General features: G+C 45.2%; 22 protein-coding genes. 18 read left to right on the forward strand and 4 right to left on the reverse strand.

Translation table 11 applies throughout. The annotated features are described in order from the left end of the window. Positions 1-38: 38 nt before the first annotated feature. The 6 genes from ssb to DK187_RS17680 all read left to right on the forward strand — a co-directional run bounded on the left by ssb (position 39) and on the right by DK187_RS17680 (position 8,012). Complete coding sequence (gene ssb / locus DK187_RS17655; protein WP_111608648.1) at positions 39-776, forward strand: single-stranded DNA-binding protein; 738 nt, start codon at positions 39-41, stop codon at positions 774-776. Positions 777-1,145: 369 nt separating this feature from the next. After that, positions 1,146-2,099: an NYN domain-containing protein gene (locus DK187_RS17660; protein WP_162623551.1), complete on the forward strand. Its 954-nt coding sequence runs from the start codon at positions 1,146-1,148 to the stop codon at positions 2,097-2,099. 272 nt (positions 2,100-2,371) lie between these two features. Then, positions 2,372-2,950 carry a DNA endonuclease SmrA gene (gene smrA, locus DK187_RS17665; protein WP_308422571.1) on the forward strand — a complete coding sequence of 193 codons (579 nt, stop codon included), beginning with the start codon at positions 2,372-2,374 and terminating at the stop codon, positions 2,948-2,950. A gap of 168 nt (positions 2,951-3,118) precedes the next feature. Next, on the forward strand, positions 3,119-6,046 hold the full coding sequence (locus tag DK187_RS17670; protein ID WP_111608650.1) for an insulinase family protein: 2,928 nt from the start codon (positions 3,119-3,121) through the stop codon (positions 6,044-6,046). A gap of 85 nt (positions 6,047-6,131) precedes the next feature. After that, a complete protein-coding gene (locus tag DK187_RS17675) occupies positions 6,132-7,238 on the forward strand; it encodes a 1-acyl-sn-glycerol-3-phosphate acyltransferase (protein WP_111608651.1) in 1,107 nt (368 codons plus the stop codon). Positions 7,239-7,241: 3 nt separating this feature from the next. Continuing rightward, positions 7,242-8,012 (forward strand): lysophospholipid acyltransferase family protein, encoded by a 771-nt coding sequence (locus DK187_RS17680; protein ID WP_223232258.1) that lies wholly within the window; start codon positions 7,242-7,244, stop codon positions 8,010-8,012. A 72-nt stretch (positions 8,013-8,084) separates the two neighbouring features. Here the strand turns inward: DK187_RS17680 and fabB are convergent, their stop codons facing one another. Both fabB and fabA read right to left on the reverse strand, forming a co-directional pair. Further along, entirely contained in the window at positions 8,085-9,299 is a 1,215-nt protein-coding gene (fabB, locus tag DK187_RS17685) for a beta-ketoacyl-ACP synthase I (RefSeq protein ID WP_111608652.1), read from the reverse strand. 26 nt (positions 9,300-9,325) lie between these two features. Then, positions 9,326-9,841: a bifunctional 3-hydroxydecanoyl-ACP dehydratase/trans-2-decenoyl-ACP isomerase gene (fabA, locus tag DK187_RS17690; RefSeq protein WP_111608653.1), complete on the reverse strand. Its 516-nt coding sequence runs from the start codon at positions 9,839-9,841 to the stop codon at positions 9,326-9,328. 297 nt (positions 9,842-10,138) lie between these two features. Between fabA and DK187_RS17695 the strand changes: the two genes are divergently transcribed. After that, positions 10,139-11,035 carry an alpha/beta hydrolase gene (locus DK187_RS17695; protein WP_111608669.1) on the forward strand — a complete coding sequence of 299 codons (897 nt, stop codon included), beginning with the start codon at positions 10,139-10,141 and terminating at the stop codon, positions 11,033-11,035. 79 nt (positions 11,036-11,114) lie between these two features. On the opposite strand, the gene DK187_RS17700 is transcribed toward DK187_RS17695, so the two are convergent. Beyond that, positions 11,115-12,095 carry a polyprenyl synthetase family protein gene (locus DK187_RS17700; protein ID WP_111608654.1) on the reverse strand — a complete coding sequence of 327 codons (981 nt, stop codon included), beginning with the start codon at positions 12,093-12,095 and terminating at the stop codon, positions 11,115-11,117. A gap of 281 nt (positions 12,096-12,376) precedes the next feature. On the opposite strand from DK187_RS17700, the gene rplU reads away from it, so the two are divergent. From rplU to DK187_RS17725, 5 genes are all read left to right on the forward strand, one after another. Further along, positions 12,377-12,685, forward strand: coding sequence for a 50S ribosomal protein L21 (gene rplU / locus DK187_RS17705; protein WP_111608655.1), 309 nt, complete (start codon positions 12,377-12,379; stop codon positions 12,683-12,685). Positions 12,686-12,716: 31 nt separating this feature from the next. Continuing rightward, positions 12,717-12,974: a 50S ribosomal protein L27 gene (gene rpmA / locus DK187_RS17710; protein WP_111608656.1), complete on the forward strand. Its 258-nt coding sequence runs from the start codon at positions 12,717-12,719 to the stop codon at positions 12,972-12,974. A 109-nt stretch (positions 12,975-13,083) separates the two neighbouring features. Next, entirely contained in the window at positions 13,084-14,274 is a 1,191-nt protein-coding gene (gene cgtA, locus DK187_RS17715; RefSeq protein ID WP_111608657.1) for an Obg family GTPase CgtA, read from the forward strand. A gap of 26 nt (positions 14,275-14,300) precedes the next feature. Beyond that, positions 14,301-15,425 (forward strand): glutamate 5-kinase, encoded by a 1,125-nt coding sequence (gene proB, locus DK187_RS17720; RefSeq protein ID WP_111608658.1) that lies wholly within the window; start codon positions 14,301-14,303, stop codon positions 15,423-15,425. Positions 15,426-15,437: 12 nt separating this feature from the next. After that, positions 15,438-15,800, forward strand: coding sequence for a diacylglycerol kinase (locus tag DK187_RS17725; protein WP_072841793.1), 363 nt, complete (start codon positions 15,438-15,440; stop codon positions 15,798-15,800). Between the two features lie 105 nt (positions 15,801-15,905). On the opposite strand, the gene rpsT is transcribed toward DK187_RS17725, so the two are convergent. Continuing rightward, positions 15,906-16,169, reverse strand: a complete 264-nt coding sequence (rpsT, locus tag DK187_RS17730; protein WP_111608659.1) for a 30S ribosomal protein S20 — start codon at positions 16,167-16,169, stop codon at positions 15,906-15,908. A gap of 241 nt (positions 16,170-16,410) precedes the next feature. On the opposite strand from rpsT, the gene murJ reads away from it, so the two are divergent. The 6 genes from murJ to ispH all read left to right on the forward strand — a co-directional run bounded on the left by murJ (position 16,411) and on the right by ispH (position 23,784). Then, on the forward strand, positions 16,411-17,979 hold the full coding sequence (gene murJ / locus DK187_RS17735; protein WP_111608660.1) for a murein biosynthesis integral membrane protein MurJ: 1,569 nt from the start codon (positions 16,411-16,413) through the stop codon (positions 17,977-17,979). A gap of 138 nt (positions 17,980-18,117) precedes the next feature. After that, on the forward strand, positions 18,118-19,053 hold the full coding sequence (ribF, locus tag DK187_RS17740) for a bifunctional riboflavin kinase/FAD synthetase (RefSeq protein ID WP_111608661.1): 936 nt from the start codon (positions 18,118-18,120) through the stop codon (positions 19,051-19,053). 27 nt (positions 19,054-19,080) lie between these two features. Then, positions 19,081-21,903, forward strand: coding sequence for an isoleucine--tRNA ligase (gene ileS / locus DK187_RS17745; RefSeq protein WP_111608662.1), 2,823 nt, complete (start codon positions 19,081-19,083; stop codon positions 21,901-21,903). Continuing rightward, complete coding sequence (lspA, locus tag DK187_RS17750; protein ID WP_111608663.1) at positions 21,903-22,409, forward strand: signal peptidase II; 507 nt, start codon at positions 21,903-21,905, stop codon at positions 22,407-22,409. Before ileS ends, lspA begins: the two co-directional genes overlap by 1 nt. Continuing rightward, on the forward strand, positions 22,406-22,837 hold the full coding sequence (locus DK187_RS17755) for an FKBP-type peptidyl-prolyl cis-trans isomerase (protein WP_111608664.1): 432 nt from the start codon (positions 22,406-22,408) through the stop codon (positions 22,835-22,837). The genes lspA and DK187_RS17755 overlap by 4 nt, the downstream gene beginning before the upstream one ends. Continuing rightward, on the forward strand, positions 22,834-23,784 hold the full coding sequence (gene ispH / locus DK187_RS17760) for a 4-hydroxy-3-methylbut-2-enyl diphosphate reductase (protein WP_111608665.1): 951 nt from the start codon (positions 22,834-22,836) through the stop codon (positions 23,782-23,784). The genes DK187_RS17755 and ispH overlap by 4 nt, the downstream gene beginning before the upstream one ends. Positions 23,785-23,879: the final 95 nt, after the last annotated feature.

The following is a 23,879-nucleotide window of genomic DNA, read 5'->3' on the forward strand; positions in this document are numbered from 1 at the left end:
TTAAACACTATTCTATCTTTTAGTTGGAGAAAAACGTCATGGCACGTGGAATAAACAAAGTAATCTTGATCGGTAACGCAGGCAACGATGCCGAAGTGCGTTTTATGCCGTCCGGCGCCGCCGTTGCAAACGTTAACTTGGCAACAACAGAGAGCTGGCGCGATAAGCAGACCGGTCAAATGCAAGAGCGCACAGAGTGGCACCGTGTGGCTTTTATGGATCGTGGTAACTTCCGTCTTGGTCAAATTGCAGGCGATTTTATTAAGAAGGGCTCTAAGGTATACGTTGAAGGTTCGTTGCGTACTCGTGAGTGGGAAAAAGATGGCATTAAGCGCTATACCACTGAGATCGTTGCGAATGAAATGCAATTGCTAGATGGTCGTGGCGATGGTGCTGGACAGCAAAGTGGTGGCTACGACTCTATGCAAGGTGGTGGCGGTTATGGCAGTGCTCCACAACAATCTGCTGCCCCACAACAAGGCGGCTACGGTCAAGCGCCTGCGCATCAGGCGCCACAACAGCATGCACCTCAAGGCGGGTTTAATCAGCCTCAAGGTGGTTATGGTCAAGCACCACAACAACCCGTGCATCAACCAGCGGCGCCACAAGCACAACCACAATCTTTTGGTAGCTGGGGCAATGCGCCACAGCAAGCGCCCGCTCAAGCCGCACCGCAACAACGCGCGCCTCAGCAGCCAGCGCCACAGCGTGCCCCTGAGCCAAAACCTCAGCCAGCGCCAAACTTTGATGACTTCGACGACGATATTCCGTTCTAGGTCCTACATAAATTAGAACTGTTGATTTTGACTTCAAAGCCTCATATACACGGGGCTTTTTTTGCTCTGATAAATATAGGTTGGTCTCTAGTCCAACAGCAAACTACGCATTTTAAGGCGTAGGGCAGTATGAGCGAGGTACGAGCGTAATCTGCCGTTCTGAAAGCAATCAGAACGGTTGTAATAGCTTCTTTTATTTCTCGCTTTTAATTGTGTCTGGCGAAAAATAATATACTTGACAAATAAGTCGAATAGATTAGTATTTAAGGTAACAACTAATCCTATGCAGGTGGTGAGGCTTGACCCCATTTCATAGGAAGAAAAAGCCGACTCATGTCGGTTTTTTCGTATCTGAAGGATTGGAAAAAGTTGAAAACGAGAGTTTATATTGATGGTTATAATCTTTACTATGGCTGTTTAAAAAATACACCGTATAAGTGGTTAGATCTTAAAGCATTATTTGTAAATCACGTTTTGCCCAGTGTGTATCATGAAAACTCTCATCCTCAGTTACTTCCTCAAGGTGTTAAATTTTTTACTGCTAAAATTGTGGAAAAGGCTGCACTTGGTACCAATTCAACTAAAGACCAACAAACTTACCACAATGCCCTCAAAAAACATCTCGGGGATGGCCTTTGCTTATATGAAGGCTACTATGCTATCAATAAAGTGCATGCTTTTCAGGTTCAAGGAAACAATCTGCCGCGTGACTGCGATAGAGTAGAAATCTGGAAATTAGAAGAGAAGCAAAGTGATGTAAATCTTGCAACGGAAGCCCTTTTTGATTCCGTCGTTGAGCAAGAGTTAGAGCAAATTGTTTATGTTAGCAATGATACTGACATTGCTGCCTCAATGATAAAGGTCCGCGAGTATAACTCTGTACGGCTTAGTAAAGGGTGGAATTCGATCAGAATTGGTCTTGTTATTCCTACCAAGTCGTCTGAGTCTAATGATGATGAGGCTAGACGTGCAAATAAAACCCTCTCCGATCTTGCTGATTGGACTGTTAAGTGCATCACACGAGATTGGTTAGAAAAGTCTCAACTTCCTCACAAAGTTCCAAATGGTCGTAGGCCAGCCTTAATACCAATTTCTTGGCATCCTGAATCAGAAATATTTAAACTTATCATGTTAGAGCTAGGTAAGGTTCATAAACTCAGTGAGTCTTGGCAATGGTTGGAACAAACAAAGCCCTATGTAGATGGTCTTATGGATCTTACATCGACTACACCTTTAGAAGCATTGTGTACTTCAGATGGGGCTGTTGGTGTTTATGAGCATGCAAAGGCATACATTAGCTGGAAACTTTCTTTACCAGAATAAAGTTAAATTCGGAGTGAGTGCAGTTTTTTTAATCATACTTTCCCTGTTCTATTTCCTTATCGTCTTTTAACTTACATATAACGTGTATCTGTAAAGTGCCGTCACGTCGCTATGCTGCTATAATCCACTCATATTAAGGTATGTAGGCTACTAAGACAGGTTGAAGTGACTACGAACTGAAAAATAAAAAATGTGTGTGGGCTCTTTCGGGAGCCTTTTTCATACTTGGTAGTCTTAGTATGCATGGTGAATGGGTTTTGAGGTGAGTGATTATGGATGAAGATGAAACGTCTTTGTTTGCTCAAGAAGTGGCGGGTATTAAGCCGCTTGAAAAAAGCGAAGTATATCTAGGCAAAAAAGGCCCCATGGTCGACTTTGCGGCTCGCCAAAAAGCGGCGTTGATCGCGAAGGAGGCGGACCGGAATCACTTGTCGCAGGATTATGTGGAGAAAGTGGAGCCTAATGATGTGCTTGAGTATAAGCGCTCTGGTGTTCAAGACGGGGTGTTTAAGCGTCTTAGGCAGGGCAAGTATGGTATTGAGGCGCGCTTAGACTTGCATCGTCATACGGTGGCTCAGGCACGGGAGCACGTCTATCAATTTACAGATGATTGTATGCGTCATGATATCCGCGTCGCTATCATAGTGCATGGTAAGGGGGATCGTACACCGGATCCAGATAGCCAAGCGATGATCAAAAGTCATATCAATAAATGGCTCAGAGAGTTGGACGCTGTGATGGCCTTTCATAGTGCTCAGCGGCATCATGGTGGTTTGGGGGCGGTGTATGTATTGTTTAAAAAAACAGAAAAAGCGCGTTTAGATGATTGGGAAAAACACCAAAAGCGTTGATGCTTTGTGTGGTTTGAAATGGGCGTGTCTACGTTAGTTCGTGCAGTAAAAGCCATATTTTTGCTATAATCCCGCCACTTTGCAGTCTTGGGCTTATGTTGTCTTGAGTGTACCCAAGCTGCCCCAAAACATTGTAATGATCGTATTCTAATTCTATCGAGGTAGAGAATGGCAAATAGCACCGCGCACCATCCTGCGTTTACGTTTCTTCGCAGTGAATATATCGATGCTCTTAACGTTACCGTTCAAGAGTTTGAGCACGCCGTAACGGGTGCTAAGCATTTTCATATCGCGTCTGAGAATGACGAAAATGTTTTTTTAGTGGGTTTAAAAACGGTTCCGATGGATTCGTGTGGTGTGGCGCATATTCTTGAACACACCGTACTATGTGGTTCTGAGCGATTCCCAGTACGTGATCCGTTTTTTATGATGATTCGTCGTTCGTTAAACACGTTTATGAACGCGTTTACTTCTTCAGACTGGACGGCTTATCCGTTTGCTAGCAAGAACAAAAAAGACTTTCATAATCTTTTGGATGTGTACTTAGATGCGGTGTTCTTTTCGCGTCTAGATGAGTTGGACTTTTCACAAGAAGGCCATCGTTTAGAGTTTGCTGAGCCTGATAATGCAGAGTCAGATTTGACCTTTAAGGGTGTGGTGTTCAATGAAATGAAAGGAGCAATGAGCTCTACCACGTCCGTATTGTGGCAAACGCTCACCAAATATTTGTTCCCAAATAATACGTATCACTTTAATTCTGGTGGCGAGCCAACAGACATTCCAGATTTGTCCTACCAGGACCTACTGGCATTTTATCGTACCCATTACCATCCTTCTAATGCGGTATTTATGACCTTTGGCGATATTCCGGCTGAAACATTACAGGCTGAATTTGAAGCGAAAGTATTGAGCCGTTTTGAGCGCTTGCCAGTTGAAGATCAAGTGAGCGTACCGAATGCCAAACGTTACTTCTCGCCTGTGCGTGTGGAAGAAGGCTATGCGGCTGACGAAGTGAAAGAAGATGGCAGTCATGTGGTAGTGGGCTGGTTATTGGGTGAAAGCACAGACTTAAACCAACAGTTTGAAGCACAATTGCTGTCTAGTGTTTTGCTGGATAACAGCGCGTCGCCTTTATTGCGCGTATTGGAGAACAGCGACCTTGGCCGTGCACCCTCACCAATGTGTGGTCTTGAAGACAGCAATAAAGAAATGAGCTTCATGTGTGGCTTGGAAGGCGTTAAACGAGAAGATGCACCAAAGGTAGAGGCATTAGTCTTGTCGACATTAGAGAGCATTGTCGAAAAAGGCGTGCCACAAGACATGGTGGATGCCATGCTGCATCAATTAGAATTAAGCCAGCGCGAGATCGGCGGTGGTAGCTATCCTTATGGCTTGCAATTAATATTGGCCGGTTTGTCGACCGCCGTGCATGCTGGTGATGTAATTGCTCAGCTTGACCTTGATCCTGTTATCAATGCGATGCGTGAAAAAGTGCAAGATCAACAATATATTCCAAATTTGATCAAGAGCTTGCTGCTAACGAATGCGCACCGAGTGACGTTAACGTTAAGCCCTGATGATGCGCTTGAAGCACGTCGCAATCAGGCGGAAAAAGACCGTCTTAGTAAAATAAAAGCCGCCTTGTCGGATGCCGAGAAACAGCAGATTATTGCTCGTAGTGCCGCCTTAAAAGCGCGTCAATCGCAAGTAGATGACATGAGTATTCTGCCGAAAGTAGGCTTGGAAGATGTTCCAGCGCGTTTGCCAGAATATGAAAATGACAAAGTAGCGGGTGAATTGCCAATTACCTTTTATCCACAAGGTACAAATGGTTTGGTTTATCAGCAACTGGTTATAGACCTGCCCGAATTAGATGAAGAAGAAACCGAGCATTTGCCTCTGTTTTCTTCGATGATGACGGAGCTGGGGATTGGTGAGGCAGACTATCTTGCTGTTCAAGAACGCCAAGCTCAGGTCTGTGGTGGTCTAGGTGCGTCTAATTCTATTCGTGCGACGATTGAAGATCGCCAAGCACTAAATGGCTATTTTATTTTGTCATCCAAAGCCTTGGTGCCAAATGTGAAAGCCATGAGCGAGTTGTTGAAAGACACTATGCTGAATGTGCGCTTTGATGAAGCCAGTCGAGTAAAAGAGCTGGTGGCGCAACGTCGTGCTCGTCGTGAACAGTCGATCACAGGTCAAGGACACTCGCTGGCGATGACCGCGGCTTCAAGTGCAATCTCTGGTTTGGCGGCACAGCAGGAAAAATGGAGTGGTATGTCTGGCATTCGTGCTGCGATTGCATTGGATGATGCGATAAAAGCGGATGGCAAAACAGCGGACAATATTTTGGCTATTTTTACGCGTTTGCATGAAAAATTATTGCAAGCGAACAAGCAGCTTTTATTGGTTGCAGAACCTCAGCATGAGGTCAATGTATTGCAAGAGGTTCAGTCTGTTTTTGCCGACTTGCCTGCTGGTCGTGTACAAACTAAGTTCGCTATGCCATCCGTTGACGCTAAAGTAAATGTCGCTTGGTTGACATCAACTCAGGTGAGTTTCTGTAGTAAAGCGTTCCGTACTGCGTACGGAGATCACCCTGATGTCGCGGCTTTGACCGTGTTGGGTGGCTTTCTGCGCAATGGCTTTTTGCACCGCGCAATCCGTGAGCAGGGTGGTGCTTACGGTGGTGGTGCATCATTTGATGGCAGTACTGGGTCGTTCCGTTTTTACTCTTATCGTGACCCTCGTTTGACAGAAACCTTGTCCGATTTCGATGCGTCTATTGAGTGGGTGTTAAACGAAACACATACTGAAGAGGCGTTGGAAGAGGCCATTTTGGGCGTGATTGGCTCCATGGATAAGCCAAGTTCACCAGCGGGAGAAGCACAAAGTGACTTCTATGTGCATTTGCATGGTCGTAGTTTGGCTTATCGAGAAGCGTTCCGCGCTAAAATTTTAGCGGTCACGATTGAGCAGTTGAGACAGGTTGCTAAAACATACTTAACGAAAGAGAATGAAAGTGTTGCTGTGGTGACCTCAACGTCAAAACGTGGAGAACTAGAAGCATTGGGCTTTGACATTCAAACCCTTTAAAAATATTGAGACCTGTGCGTACTCGTTGTGCGCAGGTCTCATTTGATAACAAAAAAACAAAACAGTTTTACTGACGGAAAATTAAATGGATCAGTTTCACGATATACGCCCCTACAACGACGATGAGGTCGCCGAGGTGTTGAACAATCTGGTCGAAACACCAGATTTTATAAATACAATTATTGGTTTTCGTTTCGCGCAATGGCCTAAGTTTTTACGTGCGCCCTTGGCGTTCTGCGTTAAATTGGCGTTAAAACGCCAAATTGCCAATATATCAAATGTTCATGCGTTTCAAATGCGCGTCGCAAGCTATATGGAGCGCATGATAAAAACCACGACAACGAATGTTGAGTATCGGGGTATTGAAAAACTAGAAAAAGGTGTGGGTTATTTATTTTTGTCGAATCATAGAGACATTGCGATGGACCCTGCTTTTGTGAACTATGGTCTGTACCTAGCGGGATTGGATACGGTGCGGATTGCCATAGGTGATAACCTATTGCGTCGCCCATTTGTGTCTGATTTGATGCGCTTAAATAAGAGCTTTATCGTCAAGCGTTCAGCGAACGGCATTCGGGAAATGATGGCGGCCTTTGGGCAGTTGTCTGCTTATATCTCGGATTCGTTAATGAAAGATCAGGCTAACATTTGGATTGCTCAAAAAGAGGGGCGTGCGAAAGATGGCTTGGATCAGACTGATCCTGCGATTATTAAGATGTTCTTTATGAGCCAGAAAAAAGAAAAGATCCCATTTTCTGACGCTATGGCGAATTTGAAAATTGTGCCTGTTTCCATTGCTTATGAATACGATCCATGTGCCTTTGATAAAGCGCGTGAATTGCATCAAAAATCGACAACGGGCTCTTATGAAAAAGCCGAGTTTGAAGACATAGACAGCATTAAAAATGGCATTGTCGGTCAAAAGGGTAAAGTGGTGGTTACTTTTGGTGATGTCATCAAAGAGGGTTTTGAGACGCCAGAAGAATTTGTTGCGGAAGTCGACCGTCAAATCATTACCAACTATGCGATTCAGTCTACTAATAAAGCGGCGCTTGCTTTGCAGCAGGGTTTACCTTCGAGCGACAGTGCATTTTCGAATTATCTTGAGCGTTGTCCTGACAATCTAAAAGACACTGTGTTGGCAATGTATGCAAATCCATTGAAGCAGCAACAAAAATATCTTAATGAGTAGGTTATGGGGAGCAATCGATTAATGAATATCGGGGCGTTTTTACGATCTTGGGTCGGTTCAACAATATTCTCCATTTATTACATGGTATCCACCATCATATTTGGTGTGCTTGCGCCTTTTGCGACAGTCTTACTGCCAAAAAATTATCGTCAACCCGTTTTAAACTTGCACAATAAAGGTTTGTTGTTTGTTTTTCGTGTGTTTTGTGGCGTAAAAGTCGAGATTATTGGTGTAGAGCATATCAATAAAAGCCGTCCTGTGGTGTTGGTGGCGAACCATCAAAGTGAATGGGAAACCTATGTTCTGCAAGTGTTGATGGCACCGGTTTCAACGGTACTAAAGAAAGAGTTGTTGTCAGTGCCTTTCTTTGGCTGGGGATTGAGGATGGTGCAGCCAATTGCCATTGATCGTTCACAGCGTACCAATGCGTTGAAGCAAATAATCAGCCAGGGTAAAGAGCGTTTAGACGATGGCCGTTCGGTGCTGATTTTTCCGGAAGGCACGCGAATCGCACCGAATGAAGAGCAAGCCTTTAACAAGGGTGCTGCCATGTTAGCGACTTCGGCGGGCGTGCCCATTTTACCTGTGGTACATAATGCTGGTTACACTTGGCCTGGTAAGCGTTGGCGTAAATTTCCAGGATCCATTAGGGTGGTTATTGGGCCGATTATTGAGTCTGAAGGCAAGAAAACCTCAGCATTACATGAAGAAATGGATGTTTGGATGCGAGCAGAAATGGCGAAACTTCCGAAAGGAAATGACTTTCTGTTTTAGTTAAATCGCATGTTAAGTTGACATGAAAAAGCCGCATCAATGATGCGGCTTTTTTGTTGCTCAAGACTATTTTTACGCTGTGTATTTTTTGAATACTAAGCTGGCGTTGGTGCCGCCGAATCCGAAGCTATTAGACATAATCATGTTCAAGTTTGCATTGTCTTTGCGAGTGGTAACGACTGGAATGTTACCTGCCGCTGGATCAAGCTCATCAATGTTTGCCGATGCTGCAATGAAATCGTTTTCCATCATTAGTAAGCAGTAGATGGCTTCATGAACGCCAGCAGCGCCCAAAGAGTGGCCAGATAGCGATTTTGTTGAGCTGATTAATGGGATCTTGTCGCCAAACGTTTCATTAACCGCTTGAAGTTCTTTCATATCGCCAGCAGGTGTACTAGTACCATGAGTGTTGATGTAGTCAATGTCGCCATCAATCGTACTCATTGCCATCTGCATACAACGCACCGCGCCTTCACCAGAAGGGGCCACCATGTCATAACCATCAGATGTAGCACCGTAACCGACTAGTTCGGCATAGATCTTAGCGCCACGAGCTTTTGCATGTTCTAATTCTTCGATAACCAACATACCACCGCCACCGGCAATAACAAAACCGTCACGATTCGCATCGTAAGCACGAGACGCTTTCTCAGGGGTGTCATTATATTTAGAAGACAACGCGCCCATCGCATCAAACATACATGTTTGGGTCCAGCTTTCTTCTTCACCGCCACCGGCAAAAACGATATCTTGTTTGCCTAGCTGGATAAGTTCCATGGCGTTACCGATACAGTGTGCACTGGTAGAACAAGCAGAGGTGATAGAGTAGTTAACGCCTTTGATTTTGAACGGTGTCGCCAAACAAGCAGAAACGGTACTGCCCATGGTTTGAGTGACGCGGTATGGACCAACGCGTTTAACGCCTTTTTCACGTAGTGTGTCTGCAGAGTCAACTAGGTTTTTGGCTGAGGCGCCGCCAGATCCCGCGACTAGGCCTGTGCGAATATTGGATACTTGGTCTTCAGTTAAGCCAGCGTCAAGAATGGCTTGTTGCATGGAGACATAAGCATAGGTTGCCGCATCGCCCATGAAGCGACGAATTTTGCGATCAATACTTTCTGCATCTAAATCAATACGACCACAAACGTGGCTACGAAAGCCATGTTCTTTATAGTCTTCAGCGAAACGAATGCCTGACTGACCTTCACGTAAGGAGTTTAGAACGCTCTCTTTGTCATTGCCTAGGCAGCTGACAATGCCAAGACCTGTTACTACTACACGACGCATAAATGTGCCTCTTTCATTCTTAATCTTTAGAAGTTATCAGTTGAAGTGAATAAGCCTACACGCAAGTCTTTTGCGGTGTAAATTTCACGGCCGTCAACTTTCACACTTCCGTCTGCAATTCCCATCACCAACTTGCGCTCAATAACGCGTTTCAAGTTGATATGAAAAGTAACTTTTTTCGCGGTAGGAAGAATTTGTCCAGTGAATTTCACTTCACCAGAGCCTAATGCGCGCCCGCGGCCTTTGTTGCCTTTCCAGCCAAGAAAAAATCCTACTAGCTGCCACATCGCATCTAAGCCTAGGCAGCCAGGCATAACTGGATCGCCAGGGAAGTGACAGGCAAAAAACCACAGGTCAGGATGTATGTCTAGCTCAGCAATAATTTCGCCTTTGCCGTGTTCCCCGCCTTCAGTCGAGATGTGAGTAATGCGATCCATCATTAGCATATTGCCAACAGGAAGTTGGGCATTGCCTGCACCAAACATTTCACCGTGGCCGCATTTTAATAGTTCGTCTTTTTCAAAAGATGAAGCTGTAGTCATTATAGTCCTATATCCACATCCAGCCGATGACTTAAAATAGTCTGGCGGATTGTCGTGGTCCAGTTTGCAGTAGAAAATCCAACTGATTATATCGGTTTGAAACCCTAATATGAATGTTTGAACGGAAAAAAACCAAATTACCTGCATGAAAAGTGATCATTTTTACGTTGTTTGTCGTGTTTGAGCGGAGAGATTGAAGATAAGGGCGGTTTTTGCCTCGATTTGTTCATGTCATTTGCGATGATTTTTTCTGCTAAGATGCTTTTTTACGATGTCTTGATTGTGTTGGATGTCCTTATGAGTTCAAAAAGAAAGCAAAATTTGTCTTCGTGGCAGTACAAGGTTGATGATGGTTATATTCAAGGATACCTTGGAGAAATAGAGGAGCATCGGCCAACCATTCATTTTCTTCATGGCAACGGTTTTTCGGTGAAAACCTATTTATGCTTTTTAGAGAAGGTGACGGGATATAACTTGATTATGCAGGACGCCGCAGGTCACGGTGAATCAACGCCAGGCAACGCCTTTATTGGTTGGAATGCAACCGCTTCTCGGTTTGTCGAGTCTCTCAAGGCGCAACGTGTTGCCTTGCCAAAAACTGAATTGATCGGTATGGGGCATAGTTTCGGTGGTTGTATGACCGCATTGATGGGAGAGCAGGACGCCACTCTGTTTGACCGTTTGATCTTGTTGGATCCTGCGCTTTTTCCACCGCGTTTAATTTGGATGATGCGTGGTGCTAAGCTGGCGGGGTTAAAGAGTCAGATTCCATTGGCTAAGCAGGCCAAACGACGACGTACGCAATGGGAAAGCTTTGCGCAAGTGAAGAGTAATTTTTTTGAAAGAGGGACATTTAAGGGTTGGGAGCCGAGTTGCCTTGAAGATTATATCGATTCTTCAATTAAGTGTGATGAAAAAGGGCATTATCAACTGGGTTGTCCGTCTTGGATGGAGGCGGCTATCTTCTCAAGCTACCCTAAAGGTCTGTGGCGCACCATATCGAACATATCTGTGCCGACTTATATTATTCAAGGTAAAGATACCTTTGGGTATTTCAAAGAGGCTTATCAATTGGCAGCAAGATTAAACCCAAACATTAACGTGATCGAGGTTGAAGGCGGGCATTGCTTTATGCAGCAGGATTCTTCTATGTCGGCTCAGGTCGTCATGAATGTATTGAATAAAACGGTATAGATGGGTCGCACTACTTAAGCCAAACACCTATTTGTGTTATCTGTGTTTGGCATTAAGTAATGCGCTTATTAGCCATTCGCTAGTTACGGCGTTTCACTGAGGCGTTCGCGAGTGCGATAAGAGCCAGTTTGTAATCAGACTCTGGTAAGGGGGCAATGGCTTCAATGGCGAGGTCAGCCTGTTCTTGAGCTTTTTTCTGCGTGTATTCAATGGCTCCACAGCTTTGTACATCATTGATAATGGCGTCTAGTTGGTCGAGTCCACCGGTTAGTATGGCTTGTTTTACGCGTTCGGCGGCATCTACTGAGCCATGCTTCATGGTAAAAATAAGTGGTAAGGTAGGCTTGCCTTCGGCGAGGTCATCACCAACACTTTTGCCCATTTCTTCGGCTGTGCTGGTGTAATCCATCACATCATCAATGAGTTGAAAAGCGGTACCAACATACATGCCAAATTGTCTTAGAGCTTCTTGGTATGTGCTGTTTGCGCCGGCGACAACGGCGCCACAAAGTGCAGCACCTTCAAACAGTTTTGCTGTTTTGTATTGAATGACTTTCAGATAGCTGGCTTCTGTCGTATCTGGGTCGCCACAGTTGATGAGTTGTTGCACTTCGCCTTCGGCAATAATATTGGTTGTTTTGGCTAAAATACTCATGCATTGCATGCTGCCAACATCCACCATTATTTGAAAAGCGCGAGAATAGAGAAAGTCACCGACGAGTACACTGGGCGCATTGCCCCATTCTTCGTTGGCGGTTTTTTTGCCACGACGCATATCGGACTCATCGACGACATCATCATGTAATAAGGTTGATGTGTGGATAAACTCAATGATCGTTGCCATTTGAATGGCTTGTTCGAGTTTGGTTGCGTCGAGTTCAGCACTCGCCTTTGCCGCTAATAACACCAATAGTGGCCTGAGCCGCTTTCCACCATTACTAATGATGTAGTAGCCGATTTGCTCTATGAGTGGGATGTCACTGCTAAGTTGTGACACAATATAATCGTTCACTTGGCCAAATTCATTGGCCACAACATCATGTATTTGTATAGGTTGCATGCAATTTCCGAAGCTAAATAATCTCAAGCTGATCAGCAAGTGTGCCTCATGCTAGGTAAGGCTTGTGTCAGGGTCAACCCACATTGCGAAAAATGTATAAAGAGATTGCTTTTAGCTTGTATTAGGTGGTGTGATTTTGTACAATCTTGCGTCCGATTTACCCACATTTTGCTCCCTATCATATGGTTAGCAATTTTTGTCCAATTTGGGCAGAAGTTTTTGCCACTAGAAGTAGGTCAAATTCAATTTCAGTAGCCGGGTAAATCTCATTGGAGAAGAACATGTTTGCAGTGATCAAAACTGGCGGTAAGCAATACCGTGTAGAAGAAGGCCAAACCCTTAAGGTTGAGAAATTAGCTGTTGAAGAAGGTGGCGCGATTCAATTCGATGACGTTCTTCTTGTATGCAATGGCGACGACATTAAAGTTGGTGCACCAGTTGTAGAAGGCGCGAAAGTAACAGCTGAGGTTGTTGCTCACGGTCGCGGAGACAAAGTGAAAATTTTGAAATTCCGTCGTCGTAAGCACTCTATGAAGCGTATGGGTCATCGTCAGTGGTTCACGGAAGTGAAAATTACTGGCATTAACTAAGCGCTAACTATTCAAATTTAAGGAGTAAGTCATGGCTCATAAAAAGGCGGGTGGTAGTACTCGTAACGGTCGCGATTCCGAGTCGAAACGATTAGGTGTCAAACGTTTTGGTGGTCAAGTTGTGATCCCAGGTAACATCCTTGTTCGTCAGCGTGGTACTCAGTTCCACCCTGGTGTTGGTGTTCAAATTGGTAAAGATCACACTTTGTTCGCTGTTGCTGAAGGCCAAGTGAAGTTTGAAGTGAAAGGTAAGTTAAAGCGTCGTACAGTTTCTGTCGTAGCGGCTTAATTGCTTACTGAAAAACTTAAAAAAAGCTCCGCGACGCGGGGCTTTTTTTTTGGAAGAATTCTATAATCAGCGTTTGTTGATTCTGATAATCCACCGACGAGGTGTATCTGTGAAATTTGTTGATGAAGCCAGTATCTATGTAAGAGCGGGTAAAGGCGGTAATGGAGCGTTAAGCTTTTGGCGCGAGAAGTTCGTGGCGAAAGGGGGTCCTGATGGGGGTGATGGCGGCAATGGCGGCAGTGTAATACTGGTTGCTGATGAAGCCTTAAATACTCTGATCGATTTTCGTTTTACCAAGAAATACATTGCGGAAAGCGGAGAGGGCGGCCAAGGTCGAGATATGACTGGCGCGAAAGGTGCTGATCTTGAGATTAAAGTGCCTATCGGTACGACGGTTATTGACGAGGATACTGGCGAGACGCTAGGTGACCTTGTTCGTGATGGGCAGAAATTGAAAGTCGCTCAGGGTGGTCATCATGGTTTGGGGAATACTCGATTCAAATCCAGTACCAACCGTGCACCAAGACAGACGACAAAAGGTACGATAGGTGAAGAGCGTACGCTGAAGCTGGAAATGAAAGTGTTGGCGGACGTGGGCTTGCTTGGTCTTCCCAATGCGGGCAAATCGACGTTCATTCGTGCGGTGTCTTCTGCTAAGCCAAAAGTGGCAGATTATCCGTTCACTACCTTGGTACCAAACCTTGGTGTTGTTAAGGTGAAGAAGCACCAGAGCTTTGTAATCGCTGATATTCCAGGAATTATCGAGGGGGCGTCTGAAGGCGCGGGTCTTGGTATTCGTTTCTTGAAGCACTTGGTGCGTAACCGTATTTTGTTGCACATCGTTGATTTGGCGCCTTGGGATGAGATTACTCCAGCGGAAGCGGCCGTCATTGCGGTAAATGAGCTGCATCAGTTCAGTCCAGCTTTGGCAGAGCGTGATCGTTGGTTGGTTTTGAATAAAACTGACATGGTGCCAGAAGATGAGTTGGAAGAGCGTTGTCAGAGTGTGATTGATGCGCTTGGATGGCAAGGTAAAGCTTACCGAATCTCTGCGATATCTGGTGAAGGCACAGAAGTTTTGTGTTTGGATTTGATGACGGCGCTGGATGAAAAACGTGAGTTGTTAGCGGAAAGTGCAGAAGCCCGTGAAAAAGAAAAAGCCATGCGTACCTTGATTGATGAAGAAGGTCGCAGTCGTATCATGTCGTTGCGTGAAAAACGTCGTAAAGCGGGTTTATTGCTTGATGATGACGATTTTGATGAAGATGATTACGATGTGGAAGTGGAATACGTTAGCTAATCTGATTGGTGGGAATAAGTAGTATCATGGAAATGCGAGAAAAAATAGCAAAGGCGCAGCGTGTCGTTGTCAAGATAGGCAGTGCTTTATTGACAAACGATGGTCAAGGATTGGACGTCGCTCGAATTGGTCTGTGGGTTGCTCAAATTGCGCAATTGCGATCACAAGGTAAGGAAGTTGTTTTAGTGTCTTCTGGCTCTATTGCGGCCGGTATGAAGCGCCTTGGTTTTTCTTCTCGCCCCACGCAGGTTAATGAATTGCAGGCGGCGGCGGCCGTTGGTCAAATGGAATTGGTAGGCGTTTATGAGTCTCATTTTGAGAAGCATGGCTTATGCACGGCGCAGATTTTATTGACTCATGATGATTTATCCAATCGTCGACGCTATTTAAACGCGCGTTCTTCATTGCGGACTTTGCTTGGCTTCGGTGTTGTACCCATAATCAACGAAAATGACACCGTTGTAACCGATGAGATTCGTTTTGGTGATAACGACACTTTAGGGGCTCTGGTGGCTAACCTGATCGAAGCCGATGTGCTGATTATTTTGACGGATCAGCAGGGATTGTTTAATAAAAATCCACGCGATCATCAAGATGCAACATTAATCTCGCATATTTCTGCTTCGGACGATCGTTTGGAGTCGATGGCCAGTGGTGGTGCTGGTGTGTTGGGCAGTGGGGGGATGCTTACTAAGGTGCGGGCGGCGCGTTTGGCGGCGCGTTCTGGTGCTGATACTCTGATTGCCTCAGGACGTGAGAAAGACGTGATTGTACGAGCGGCGTCGGGCGAAATGCTGGGCACGTGGCTGCAACCGGAGCATGGTCGAGTGGCGGCGCGTAAGCAGTGGTTGGCTGGACATTTGAAGAGTCGTGGCGCATTGATTTTAGATGATGGTGCGGTGAAGGCTTTGCGTCAAGGTGGTACGAGTTTACTATCGGTTGGTGTGAAAGACGCGCAGGGCACTTTTTCGCGCGGTGATATGGTTATTTGTGTGGATCTGCATGGTGGTTTGGTGGCGCGTGGTTTAGTGAACTACAGTGTGGCGGAAACTTTGAAATTGCTTGGTCAGCCTTCGTCTAATATTGGTGAGATTTTGGGTTACAAAGGTGAGCCAGAGCTTATTCACCGTGATGATTTGGTTATTATTTAAAAAGAGGTTGTCATGGCAAAACCAGGTAAAGTGGGTTTAGATCGTGTATTGAGTGCTTCGAAATATTCCTATCAAGGTTTGCGAGCTCAATGGAAGCATGAAGCCGCGTTTCGTCAAGAGGCGGTTTTGTTTTTGATCTCTTTACCTTTTGCTATCTGGCTTGGTGATACGGGGCTTGAGCGTGCTGTGCTGATTTTTTCGGTGGGATTGGTGTTGATCGTTGAGACGCTCAACTCTAGTGTCGAGGCGGTGGTTGACCGAATTAGTAGTGAGCATCATGAGCTGTCTGGTCGTGCGAAAGATCTGGGATCGGCGGCGGTTATGTTGGCGCTGGTCTTAGCGGCTGTGGTCTGGTTGGTGGTGTTATTTGGTTGAGGCTGTTGTCGTGTATTATTCCGGTCGGAAGTATGAATGCTTCTAAGGGAAAAGAATAAATAGCAGACATAAAAAAACCGGCATTTGCCGGTTTTTTTATAGGTATTAGGCCAGTGCTTTGATTTTAGCACTCAAGCGGCTCTTATGACGAGCTGCTTTGTTTTTGTGATATAGGCCTTTGTCAGCGGCTTTGTCTAGCTTAGAAGTTGCTAGAACGTAAGCTGCTTGTGCGTCAGCTTGATTGCCTGCTTCGATAGCCGCATCTACTTTTTTCAAGTATGTGCGAACCATTGAACGAAGGCTACCATTGTGAGCGCGGCTTTTGATTGCTTGGCGCGCGCGTTTTTTTGAACCGGCGGAATTTGCCACGGTCTGGCTCCTTTAATTTTGGAATAAGTAATGACACAGCACTCTGCTGTGTCATGAAATTAATGTCAAGTTTTAACTTTGAAATCTCGCGGCGGATTTTACCAGTTTTTAGCGTTGCCACAACCCTATTATACAAAATTTAATCAAATGAGCTTATATATTTGGCTGCGCTCTACTCGTTGCAGGTGGTATTCTTGGTGTGTTTGTGTCGCCTCTTTCGATGTTGTAAAAGAAAATACCTATGTCTAAGAAAAAATCTGTTTCGAACAAAGAGCCTAAGTCTTTGTCTTTATTGCGTTCTGGTGTCTTGGTTTCTATTTGTACGTTTCTTTCTCGTATTCTTGGTTTGGTGAGGGATGCGGCTTTGGCGTTTGTTTTGGGGGCGAGTGGCAGTGCGGACGCATTTTATGTTGCCTTTAAAATTCCTAACTTTTTTCGTCGGTTATTTGCCGAAGGGGCATTTGCTCAGGCCTTTGTTCCTGTTTTAAGTGACTATCGAGTGAAAGAGGGCAAAGATGAGGTTCGTGCCCTAGTGGCTGCGGTAAGCGGTTCTCTTGCTTTGGTTTTGTTGTGTGTGACTGTGTTGTTTATGGTTTGCGCGCCATGGGTGGTATATATTTTTGCGCCGGGTTTTGCGGGAGATGATGGCCAATTATCTCTGGCGTCGGATTTATTGGTGATCACATTCCCGTATTTATTGTTTATTTCTTTGACAGCCTTGGCTGGTGGGATTTTAAACGCCCATGGTGAGTATGCGGTCCCCGCGATTACACCAATTTTCTTGAATATCTCGCTGATTGTGGCGACTATGTTTTTTGCTCGTTCGGCTGCTCAGGCTGAGACGGTTGTAGCATGGGGGGTTTTTTTTGCTGGCTTGATACAGCTAATGTTCCAAATACCCTTTTTGGCAAGACTTAAATTGCTGCCTATGCCAACACTGGGCTTTGGCCATCCTGGTGTAAAGCGTATTTTACTCTTGATGGTGCCTGCTTTATTTGGCGTGTCCGTGAGTCAAATTAATCTATTATTGGATACGGTGCTGGCGTCTTTTCTGCAAACAGGCAGTATTACCTGGCTGTACCTGTCTGATCGTTTATATGAGTTGCCTCTGGGAATTTTCGCTATCGCGATTAGTACTGTTATCTTACCTTCTATGTCGCGCAGTTTTGCGGGTGGTGAATCGTCGAAGTTTTCCGATACGCTTGATTGGGCGTTACGAATTTTGTTACTGATTGCTATTCCCTCTTCGCTTGCGCTATTTATGTTGGCTGAGCCTTTGATTGCGACGATCTTTTACCGAGGCGAGTTAACGGTAAACGATGTTCAGATGGCGGCGCAAAGTCTGCAGGCTTACTCATTGGGTTTGGTGTTTATGATGTTGATTAAGGTCTTGGCGCCTGGTTATTACGCAAGGCAAGACATCAGAACGCCAGTGCGTATTGGGATCATTGCTATGGTTTCGAACATGGTGCTGAACTTAATTTTGGTGGGGCCGCTTGGGCATGTTGGCTTGGCATTGGCGACGAGTCTGTCGGCCGGATTAAATGCTTTCTTGTTGTGGCGTGGTTTGTATAAACAGCAATTCCATGTATTTTCGGCACAATGGGGACGGCTGTTGCGTATTTTAGTGAGTGCGACCATGGCGCTGGGTGCGTGTTTGTATCTGTTTTTACAGCAAGGCTGGCAATGGACACAGATGGATGATTGGACTCGGGTGGGTTGTACCTTGATGGTGGTTGTTTGCGGTGTGTTGGTCTACGTTTTGGTGGCGGTGGCGGCAGGATTGCGGCCTTCTATTTTAAAACATTAGATATACTTTGTGTGTTTTTTGCCTTGATTATCGGTTTGCACAGCTTGTTCAAGTTCTGGCCTACCTTCATCTGGTTAACTGCTATATAATCGACGATATTTTTTCGACGCTGGATTTAATTGTTTTGTACGGGGTTCTATGGAGTTAATTCGCGGTATTCATAATATCCGTTCAAAGCATAAAGAATGCGTGCTGACGATAGGGAATTTTGACGGTGTTCATTTAGGTCACGGTGCGATATTGGCACGCGTTAAAGCCTTAGCTAAACAATACGATTCGCCTGCTGCGATTATGATTTTTGAGCCTCAGCCTAGAGAGTTCTTTGCTCCTGATACGGCGCCAGGTCGCATCGGTCGCTTGCGTGATAAGGTGAAGTTGTTAGAGGGGCAGGGGATTGATTATGTGCTCTGTATGCCGTTCAACCCGAAACTGCAACAATTAGATGCGCAGGCATTTTGCCAGCAAATTTTGCTGGATGGTTTGTCTGTAAAGCATTTAGTAGTGGGGGATGACTTTCGCTTTGGCTGTGATCGACAAGGTGATTTTTATTATCTACAAGAATTTGGCAGTCAGCACGGTTTTGATGTTGAAAATACACCGTCAGTGTTAAACGCTCTAAATGAGCGAGTAAGTAGTACTCTGGTTAGGGATGCTCTAGAGCGCGGTGATATAACCGCCGCGCAAATGAACATGGGACACTCGGTCACGTTAAGCGGCCGGGTAATACATGGTCAGCAGCTTGGTCGCAAGCTGGGTTTCCCAACGGCTAATGTGCATCTTAAAGGTATTAAATCTGCCTTGTCTGGTGTGTACGCTGTGACCTTTATGGTTGAGGGTGTTTCCCATCATGGCGTTGCTAATATTGGTGTGCGTCCTACCGTTCAAGGAAAAACGCCGATATTAGAAGTGCATTTGTTCGATTTTAATGGCGATCTGTATGATCAATATGTGCAGGTAACTTTCTGTCATTTTATCAGGGCAGAGCGAAAAATGGCCGGCCTAGATGAGCTGGAAAAACAAATTCAATGTGATAAAGAGGCCGCGTTACGTTTCTTTGTCCAATCAGTGAACTGATGATCTTTGAGGATAAATCGATAAACCATGAGTGATTATAAACCGACACTGAATTTGCCAGATACAGATTTCCCAATGCGCGGAGATTTGGCAAAACGTGAACCTGCAATGCTGAAGCATTGGCAGGATATGGATCTGTATAAAAAAGTACGTGATGTAAGTAAAGGCCGTAAATCTTTTATTCTTCATGATGGTCCTCCGTACGCAAATGGCAGTATTCATATTGGTCACGCGGTTAACAAAATCCTCAAAGATATTATTGTTAAGTCCAAAACCGTCAGTGGCTTTGATGCGCCTTATATTCCTGGTTGGGATTGTCATGGTTTGCCAATCGAGCACAAAGTTGAGCAGCTGATCGGTAAAGCAGGCGCGAAAGTATCTTATAAAGAGTTTCGTGCAAAATGCCGCGAATACGCCTATACGCAGATCGAAGAGCAGAAAAAGGATTTTATTCGCTTGGGCATCATGGGGGATTGGGAAAATCCTTATCTGACGATGAATTTCAAGACAGAAGCAAATATTGTTCGAGCTTTAGGCAAGATTGCTGAGAACGGTCATTTGGTCAAAGGCTTTAAGCCCGTTTACTGGAGTGTGGTGGGTGGCTCTGCGTTGGCGGAAGCCGAAGTGGAATATCAAGATAAAACGTCTTTGTCTTTGGATGTGCGTTATGCGCCACAAGACGAAGCGGCCTTGCTTGCTAAATTCTCTGATGTTGAGGGGGAAGGCAAGGTTTCTGTTGTTATCTGGACGACGACACCTTGGACGCTTCCAGCAAGCCAAGCGGTTTCTGTTCATCCAGAATTTAACTATGCGCTAGTTGAAGTGGATATGGGGCTAGGCAAAGAGCGTTTAATCGTTGCTGAAGACATGGTCGCAAGTGTGATGTCTCGCTACGGCGTTGCTGATTTCCGCATTGTTGGTCGTACCCTTGGTGCGGAATTGGCAGGTACTGTGTTGAATCATCCGTTCCTAGAACGCGATATTCCTGTCATTTTGGGTGAACATGTTACCACTGAAGCGGGTACGGGCTGCGTACATACTGCACCTGACCACGGCGTAGATGACTTTAACGTCGGTCGTGAAAATGGCATTGGTACGATTAATCTTGTGCAAGACAATGGTGTTTACTCTGATGCGGCTGGCGAATTTGCAGGGTTGCATGTTTATAAAGTAGATGACGTCGTGCTTGAAGCGCTGAATCGTAATAACGCTTTGGTGTGTGAGTCGAAGATTTTCCACAGTTATCCACATTGCTGGCGTACTAAAACACCTCTTATCTTCCGTGCGACACCTCAGTGGTTTATCAGTATGACCAAAGAAGGTTTGCTCGATTCAGCTAAGCATGCGGTTGAAGGTGTGAAGTGGGTGCCAAGCTGGGGACAAAACCGTATGGAAGGGATGTTGAATAACAGCCCGGATTGGTGTGTGTCTCGTCAGCGTACTTGGGGTGTGCCAATTGCTTTGTTTATCAACAAAGAAACTCAAGAGCTTCATCCTGAAACGCCACGTTTGATTGAAGAAGTGGCGAAGCGTATCGAAGTGGAAGGCATCGATGCTTGGTTTGAAATGGAAGCAGAAGCGTTGTTGGGTGCGGATGCTGAAAAATACAGTAAGGTAACGGACACGCTGGATGTATGGTTTGACTCTGGTGTAACGCATTATTCTGTTATCGATCAGCGTGATGAGCTGAGCTTCCCAGCCGATTTGTACCTAGAGGGTTCAGATCAGCATCGTGGTTGGTTCCAGTCTTCATTGAAAACGTCTATTGCGATTCGTGGTGTGCCGCCATACAAGCAAGTGCTCACTCACGGTTTTACCGTTGATGGTGACGGTCGTAAGATGTCGAAGTCTTTGGGTAATGTGTTGTCACCGCAGAAAGTCATGGATACCTTAGGCGCGGATATCATTCGTCTATGGGTTGCGGCAACCGATTACACCACTGAAATGACAGTCTCTGATGAAATTCTTAAGCGTGTTGCGGACTCTTATCGTCGCATTCGTAATACGGCACGTTTCATGATGGCAAACTTGAATGGCTTTAATCCAGCCACTGATATGGTGCCTTCAAGTGACATGATTGCGCTGGATCGTTGGATTGTGGATCGTGCGGCTTTGTTGCAAAAAGAGTTGAATAAGGCCTATAACGAGTACCAATTTCATACGGTTAACCAGAAAATTCAGAATTTCTGTTCCGTGGATTTGGGCGGTTTTTATCTGGATGTTATTAAAGATCGTCAATATACGACGCAAAAGGACAGTTTGGCTCGCCGTTCAGCGCAAACCGCGCTTTATCATGTGATGGAGGCCTTTACTCGTTGGATTGCACCTATATTGAGCTTCACTGCTGACGAAATCTGGCAAACATTACCTGGAGAGCGTAGCGAGTCAGTTTTCTTGGAAACATGGTACGAAGGTCTCGAGGAGTTAGCTGGCGATGAGCCAATGGGACGTGAGTTCTGGAAACACGTTCTTGAAGCAAAAGTGGCAACCAATAAAGTACTAGAAGCGGCGCGTAGTGAAGGCAAGATGAAAGCGAGCTTAAGTGCTGATATCACGCTGTATTGTGATGATGCTTTGCAAGCAACATTGAACCGTCTAGGTGAAGAGCTGCGCTTTGTCTTAATTGCTTCTGACGTTAAGGTGTTGTCTTTGTCTCAAGCGAGTGATGATGCAGTCGCCACTGATCTTGATGGTCTGAAAGTCCACGTTGAGCTGAGCAAATACACTAAGTGTGTGCGTTGCTGGCATCATCGCGAAGAAGTGGGTAAACGAGAAGCGCACCCAGAGTTGTGTGATCGTTGTATCTCTAACTTGCCAGATGGGGAAGGTGAACAACGCCTTTACGCCTAATGACAGCTTTGATTGTGTGGAAACGAGTCCAGCGCTGGTGGGCGCTGGCCCTTATTCTTTTTGTCTTGGATTGGGTGACTAAGCAAGCAATTGAGTCCAACTTGTTTTATGGACAAGAGATTGCTGTCTTCTCATTCTTTGATTTAACGCTAAGGTATAACACGGGTGCTGCCTTTAGTTTTCTTGCGCAAGCGGGTGGCTGGCAGCGTTGGTTTTTTTCTATCATTGCCGTCGCGGTAGTGGTAGGAATTAGTTGGCGTTTGGTTAAAATTGCAGACACAAATCGGTTGGAAGCGTTGGCACTGACGTTTGTGCTAGGAGGGGCGATTGGCAATCTGTACGACCGATTGGTTTACGGGCATGTCGTGGATTTTTTGCAATTCCATTGGCAGCAATCTTGGTATTTCCCAGCATTTAATGTTGCTGATAGCGCGATTACAATCGGTGTTATTTTGATGTTGCTTGAGAGTTTTGTGTCAAAAAAACCGGAAGAGGTGAAAAAATGAATGCAATTACGGCTGAAAGTCGTGTGACTCTGCATTTTGAGCTGTCATTGGAAGATGGGCAAATTGTCGACTCTAACTTTTCACAATCTCCAGCTAGCTTCGTGTTTGGTGATGGCAATCTGCTGCCAACATTCGAGGAAGTTTTGTTAGGCATGAAAGTGGGTGAGGAGGCTTCTTTTGTTATGCCGCCAGAAAAAGCTTTTGGTGCGCACAATCAAAGCAATATCCAGCGTATACCTCGTTCGCAATTCGCTATGGATATCGAGGAAGGAATGGTTATCTCATTTGCGGATATGAGTAAAAATGAACTGCCGGGCGTCATTGCAGAGATTGGTGAGAAAGAGGTTGTTGTGGATTTTAATCATCCTCTTGCTGGTCGCTCATTGACGTTTAGAGTAAACATCATCGCTGTTGAGGCTGTCGCATGAGTTTTGCTATTCAGCTTGCTAACCCGAGAGGTTTTTGTGCGGGTGTTGATAGAGCCATAGATATTGTTAATCGTTGTTTGGATTTGTTTGAAGCGCCTATTTATGTGCGTCATGAAGTGGTTCATAATAAATTCGTGGTTGAGTCTTTAAAAGCGCGTGGTGCGGTTTTTGTGGATGAGCTTGACCAAGTACCAGACGATAACATTGTTATTTTTAGTGCTCACGGTGTTTCAAAAGCGGTACGCGATGAAGCAACAAATAGAGGCTTAAAGGTATTTGACGCAACCTGTCCATTGGTAACAAAAGTACATCTTGAGGTGTTGCGTTATTCTCGTGACGGTATGGAGTGTATTTTAATCGGTCATGATGGTCATCCGGAAGTAGAAGGGACAATGGGGCAGTACGATGTCCGTCAAGGTGGTGCTATCTATTTAGTAGAGAGCCCTGCTGACGTCGCAAAGCTTCAGGTTAAAAATCCTGAATGTCTTGCCTTCGTGACTCAGACTACGTTATCTATGGATGATACTTCTGTGGTTATTGATGCGCTTCGAAAACACTTTCCGATGATTCGTGGACCTAAGAAAGATGACATTTGTTACGCCACGCAAAATCGTCAGGATGCTGTGAAGACGTTAGCCGAAGAATCTGAATTGGTTCTTGTGGTGGGCTCTGTTAATAGCTCTAACTCAAATCGTCTTCGTGAGCTGGCGGAACGAATGGGGGCAAAAGCCTATTTAATCGATAATGCGAGTGAGATCCAATGTGATTGGTTGAAAGGTATCCGTAGCATTGGCGTAACAGCAGGCGCTTCCGCGCCAGAAGTATTGGTTAATGAAGTAATAGATCGTCTTATTAAAGAAGGTGGTAGTGCTCCTCAGGAGTTAAAAGGTAGAGAAGAGAACGTTTCGTTTTCTATGCCTAAAGAGCTTCGCATCATTGAGATTTAAGATATTTTAAATTAATTTAAAATATCTTAAAAAAAAGGTTGCACAAAATCTGTAGATCCTTAATATACGCCCTCGCTGACACGGACAAGGCTTCA

Source organism: Marinomonas arctica, from assembly GCF_003259225.1.
GTDB lineage: Bacteria > Pseudomonadota > Gammaproteobacteria > Pseudomonadales > Marinomonadaceae > Marinomonas > Marinomonas arctica.

What these genes read in the sequence shown, in the direction of transcription:
- ssb (WP_111608648.1), top strand. Translation starts at nt 39, where the DNA reads ATGGCACGTGGAATAAACAAAGTAATCTTGATCGGTAACGCAGGCAAC.
- smrA (WP_308422571.1), top strand. Translation starts at nt 2,372, where the DNA reads ATGGATGAAGATGAAACGTCTTTGTTTGCTCAAGAAGTGGCGGGTATT.
- DK187_RS17670 (WP_111608650.1), top strand. Translation starts at nt 3,119, where the DNA reads ATGGCAAATAGCACCGCGCACCATCCTGCGTTTACGTTTCTTCGCAGT.
- DK187_RS17675 (WP_111608651.1), top strand. Translation starts at nt 6,132, where the DNA reads ATGGATCAGTTTCACGATATACGCCCCTACAACGACGATGAGGTCGCC.
- DK187_RS17680 (WP_223232258.1), top strand. Translation starts at nt 7,242, where the DNA reads ATGGGGAGCAATCGATTAATGAATATCGGGGCGTTTTTACGATCTTGG.
- fabB (WP_111608652.1), bottom strand. Translation starts at nt 9,299, where the DNA reads ATGCGTCGTGTAGTAGTAACAGGTCTTGGCATTGTCAGCTGCCTAGGC.
- fabA (WP_111608653.1), bottom strand. Translation starts at nt 9,841, where the DNA reads ATGACTACAGCTTCATCTTTTGAAAAAGACGAACTATTAAAATGCGGC.
- DK187_RS17695 (WP_111608669.1), top strand. Translation starts at nt 10,139, where the DNA reads ATGAGTTCAAAAAGAAAGCAAAATTTGTCTTCGTGGCAGTACAAGGTT.
- DK187_RS17700 (WP_111608654.1), bottom strand. Translation starts at nt 12,095, where the DNA reads ATGCAACCTATACAAATACATGATGTTGTGGCCAATGAATTTGGCCAA.
- rplU (WP_111608655.1), top strand. Translation starts at nt 12,377, where the DNA reads ATGTTTGCAGTGATCAAAACTGGCGGTAAGCAATACCGTGTAGAAGAA.
- rpmA (WP_111608656.1), top strand. Translation starts at nt 12,717, where the DNA reads ATGGCTCATAAAAAGGCGGGTGGTAGTACTCGTAACGGTCGCGATTCC.
- proB (WP_111608658.1), top strand. Translation starts at nt 14,301, where the DNA reads ATGGAAATGCGAGAAAAAATAGCAAAGGCGCAGCGTGTCGTTGTCAAG.
- DK187_RS17725 (WP_072841793.1), top strand. Translation starts at nt 15,438, where the DNA reads ATGGCAAAACCAGGTAAAGTGGGTTTAGATCGTGTATTGAGTGCTTCG.
- murJ (WP_111608660.1), top strand. Translation starts at nt 16,411, where the DNA reads ATGTCTAAGAAAAAATCTGTTTCGAACAAAGAGCCTAAGTCTTTGTCT.
- ribF (WP_111608661.1), top strand. Translation starts at nt 18,118, where the DNA reads ATGGAGTTAATTCGCGGTATTCATAATATCCGTTCAAAGCATAAAGAA.
- ileS (WP_111608662.1), top strand. Translation starts at nt 19,081, where the DNA reads ATGAGTGATTATAAACCGACACTGAATTTGCCAGATACAGATTTCCCA.
- lspA (WP_111608663.1), top strand. Translation starts at nt 21,903, where the DNA reads ATGACAGCTTTGATTGTGTGGAAACGAGTCCAGCGCTGGTGGGCGCTG.
- DK187_RS17755 (WP_111608664.1), top strand. Translation starts at nt 22,406, where the DNA reads ATGAATGCAATTACGGCTGAAAGTCGTGTGACTCTGCATTTTGAGCTG.
- ispH (WP_111608665.1), top strand. Translation starts at nt 22,834, where the DNA reads ATGAGTTTTGCTATTCAGCTTGCTAACCCGAGAGGTTTTTGTGCGGGT.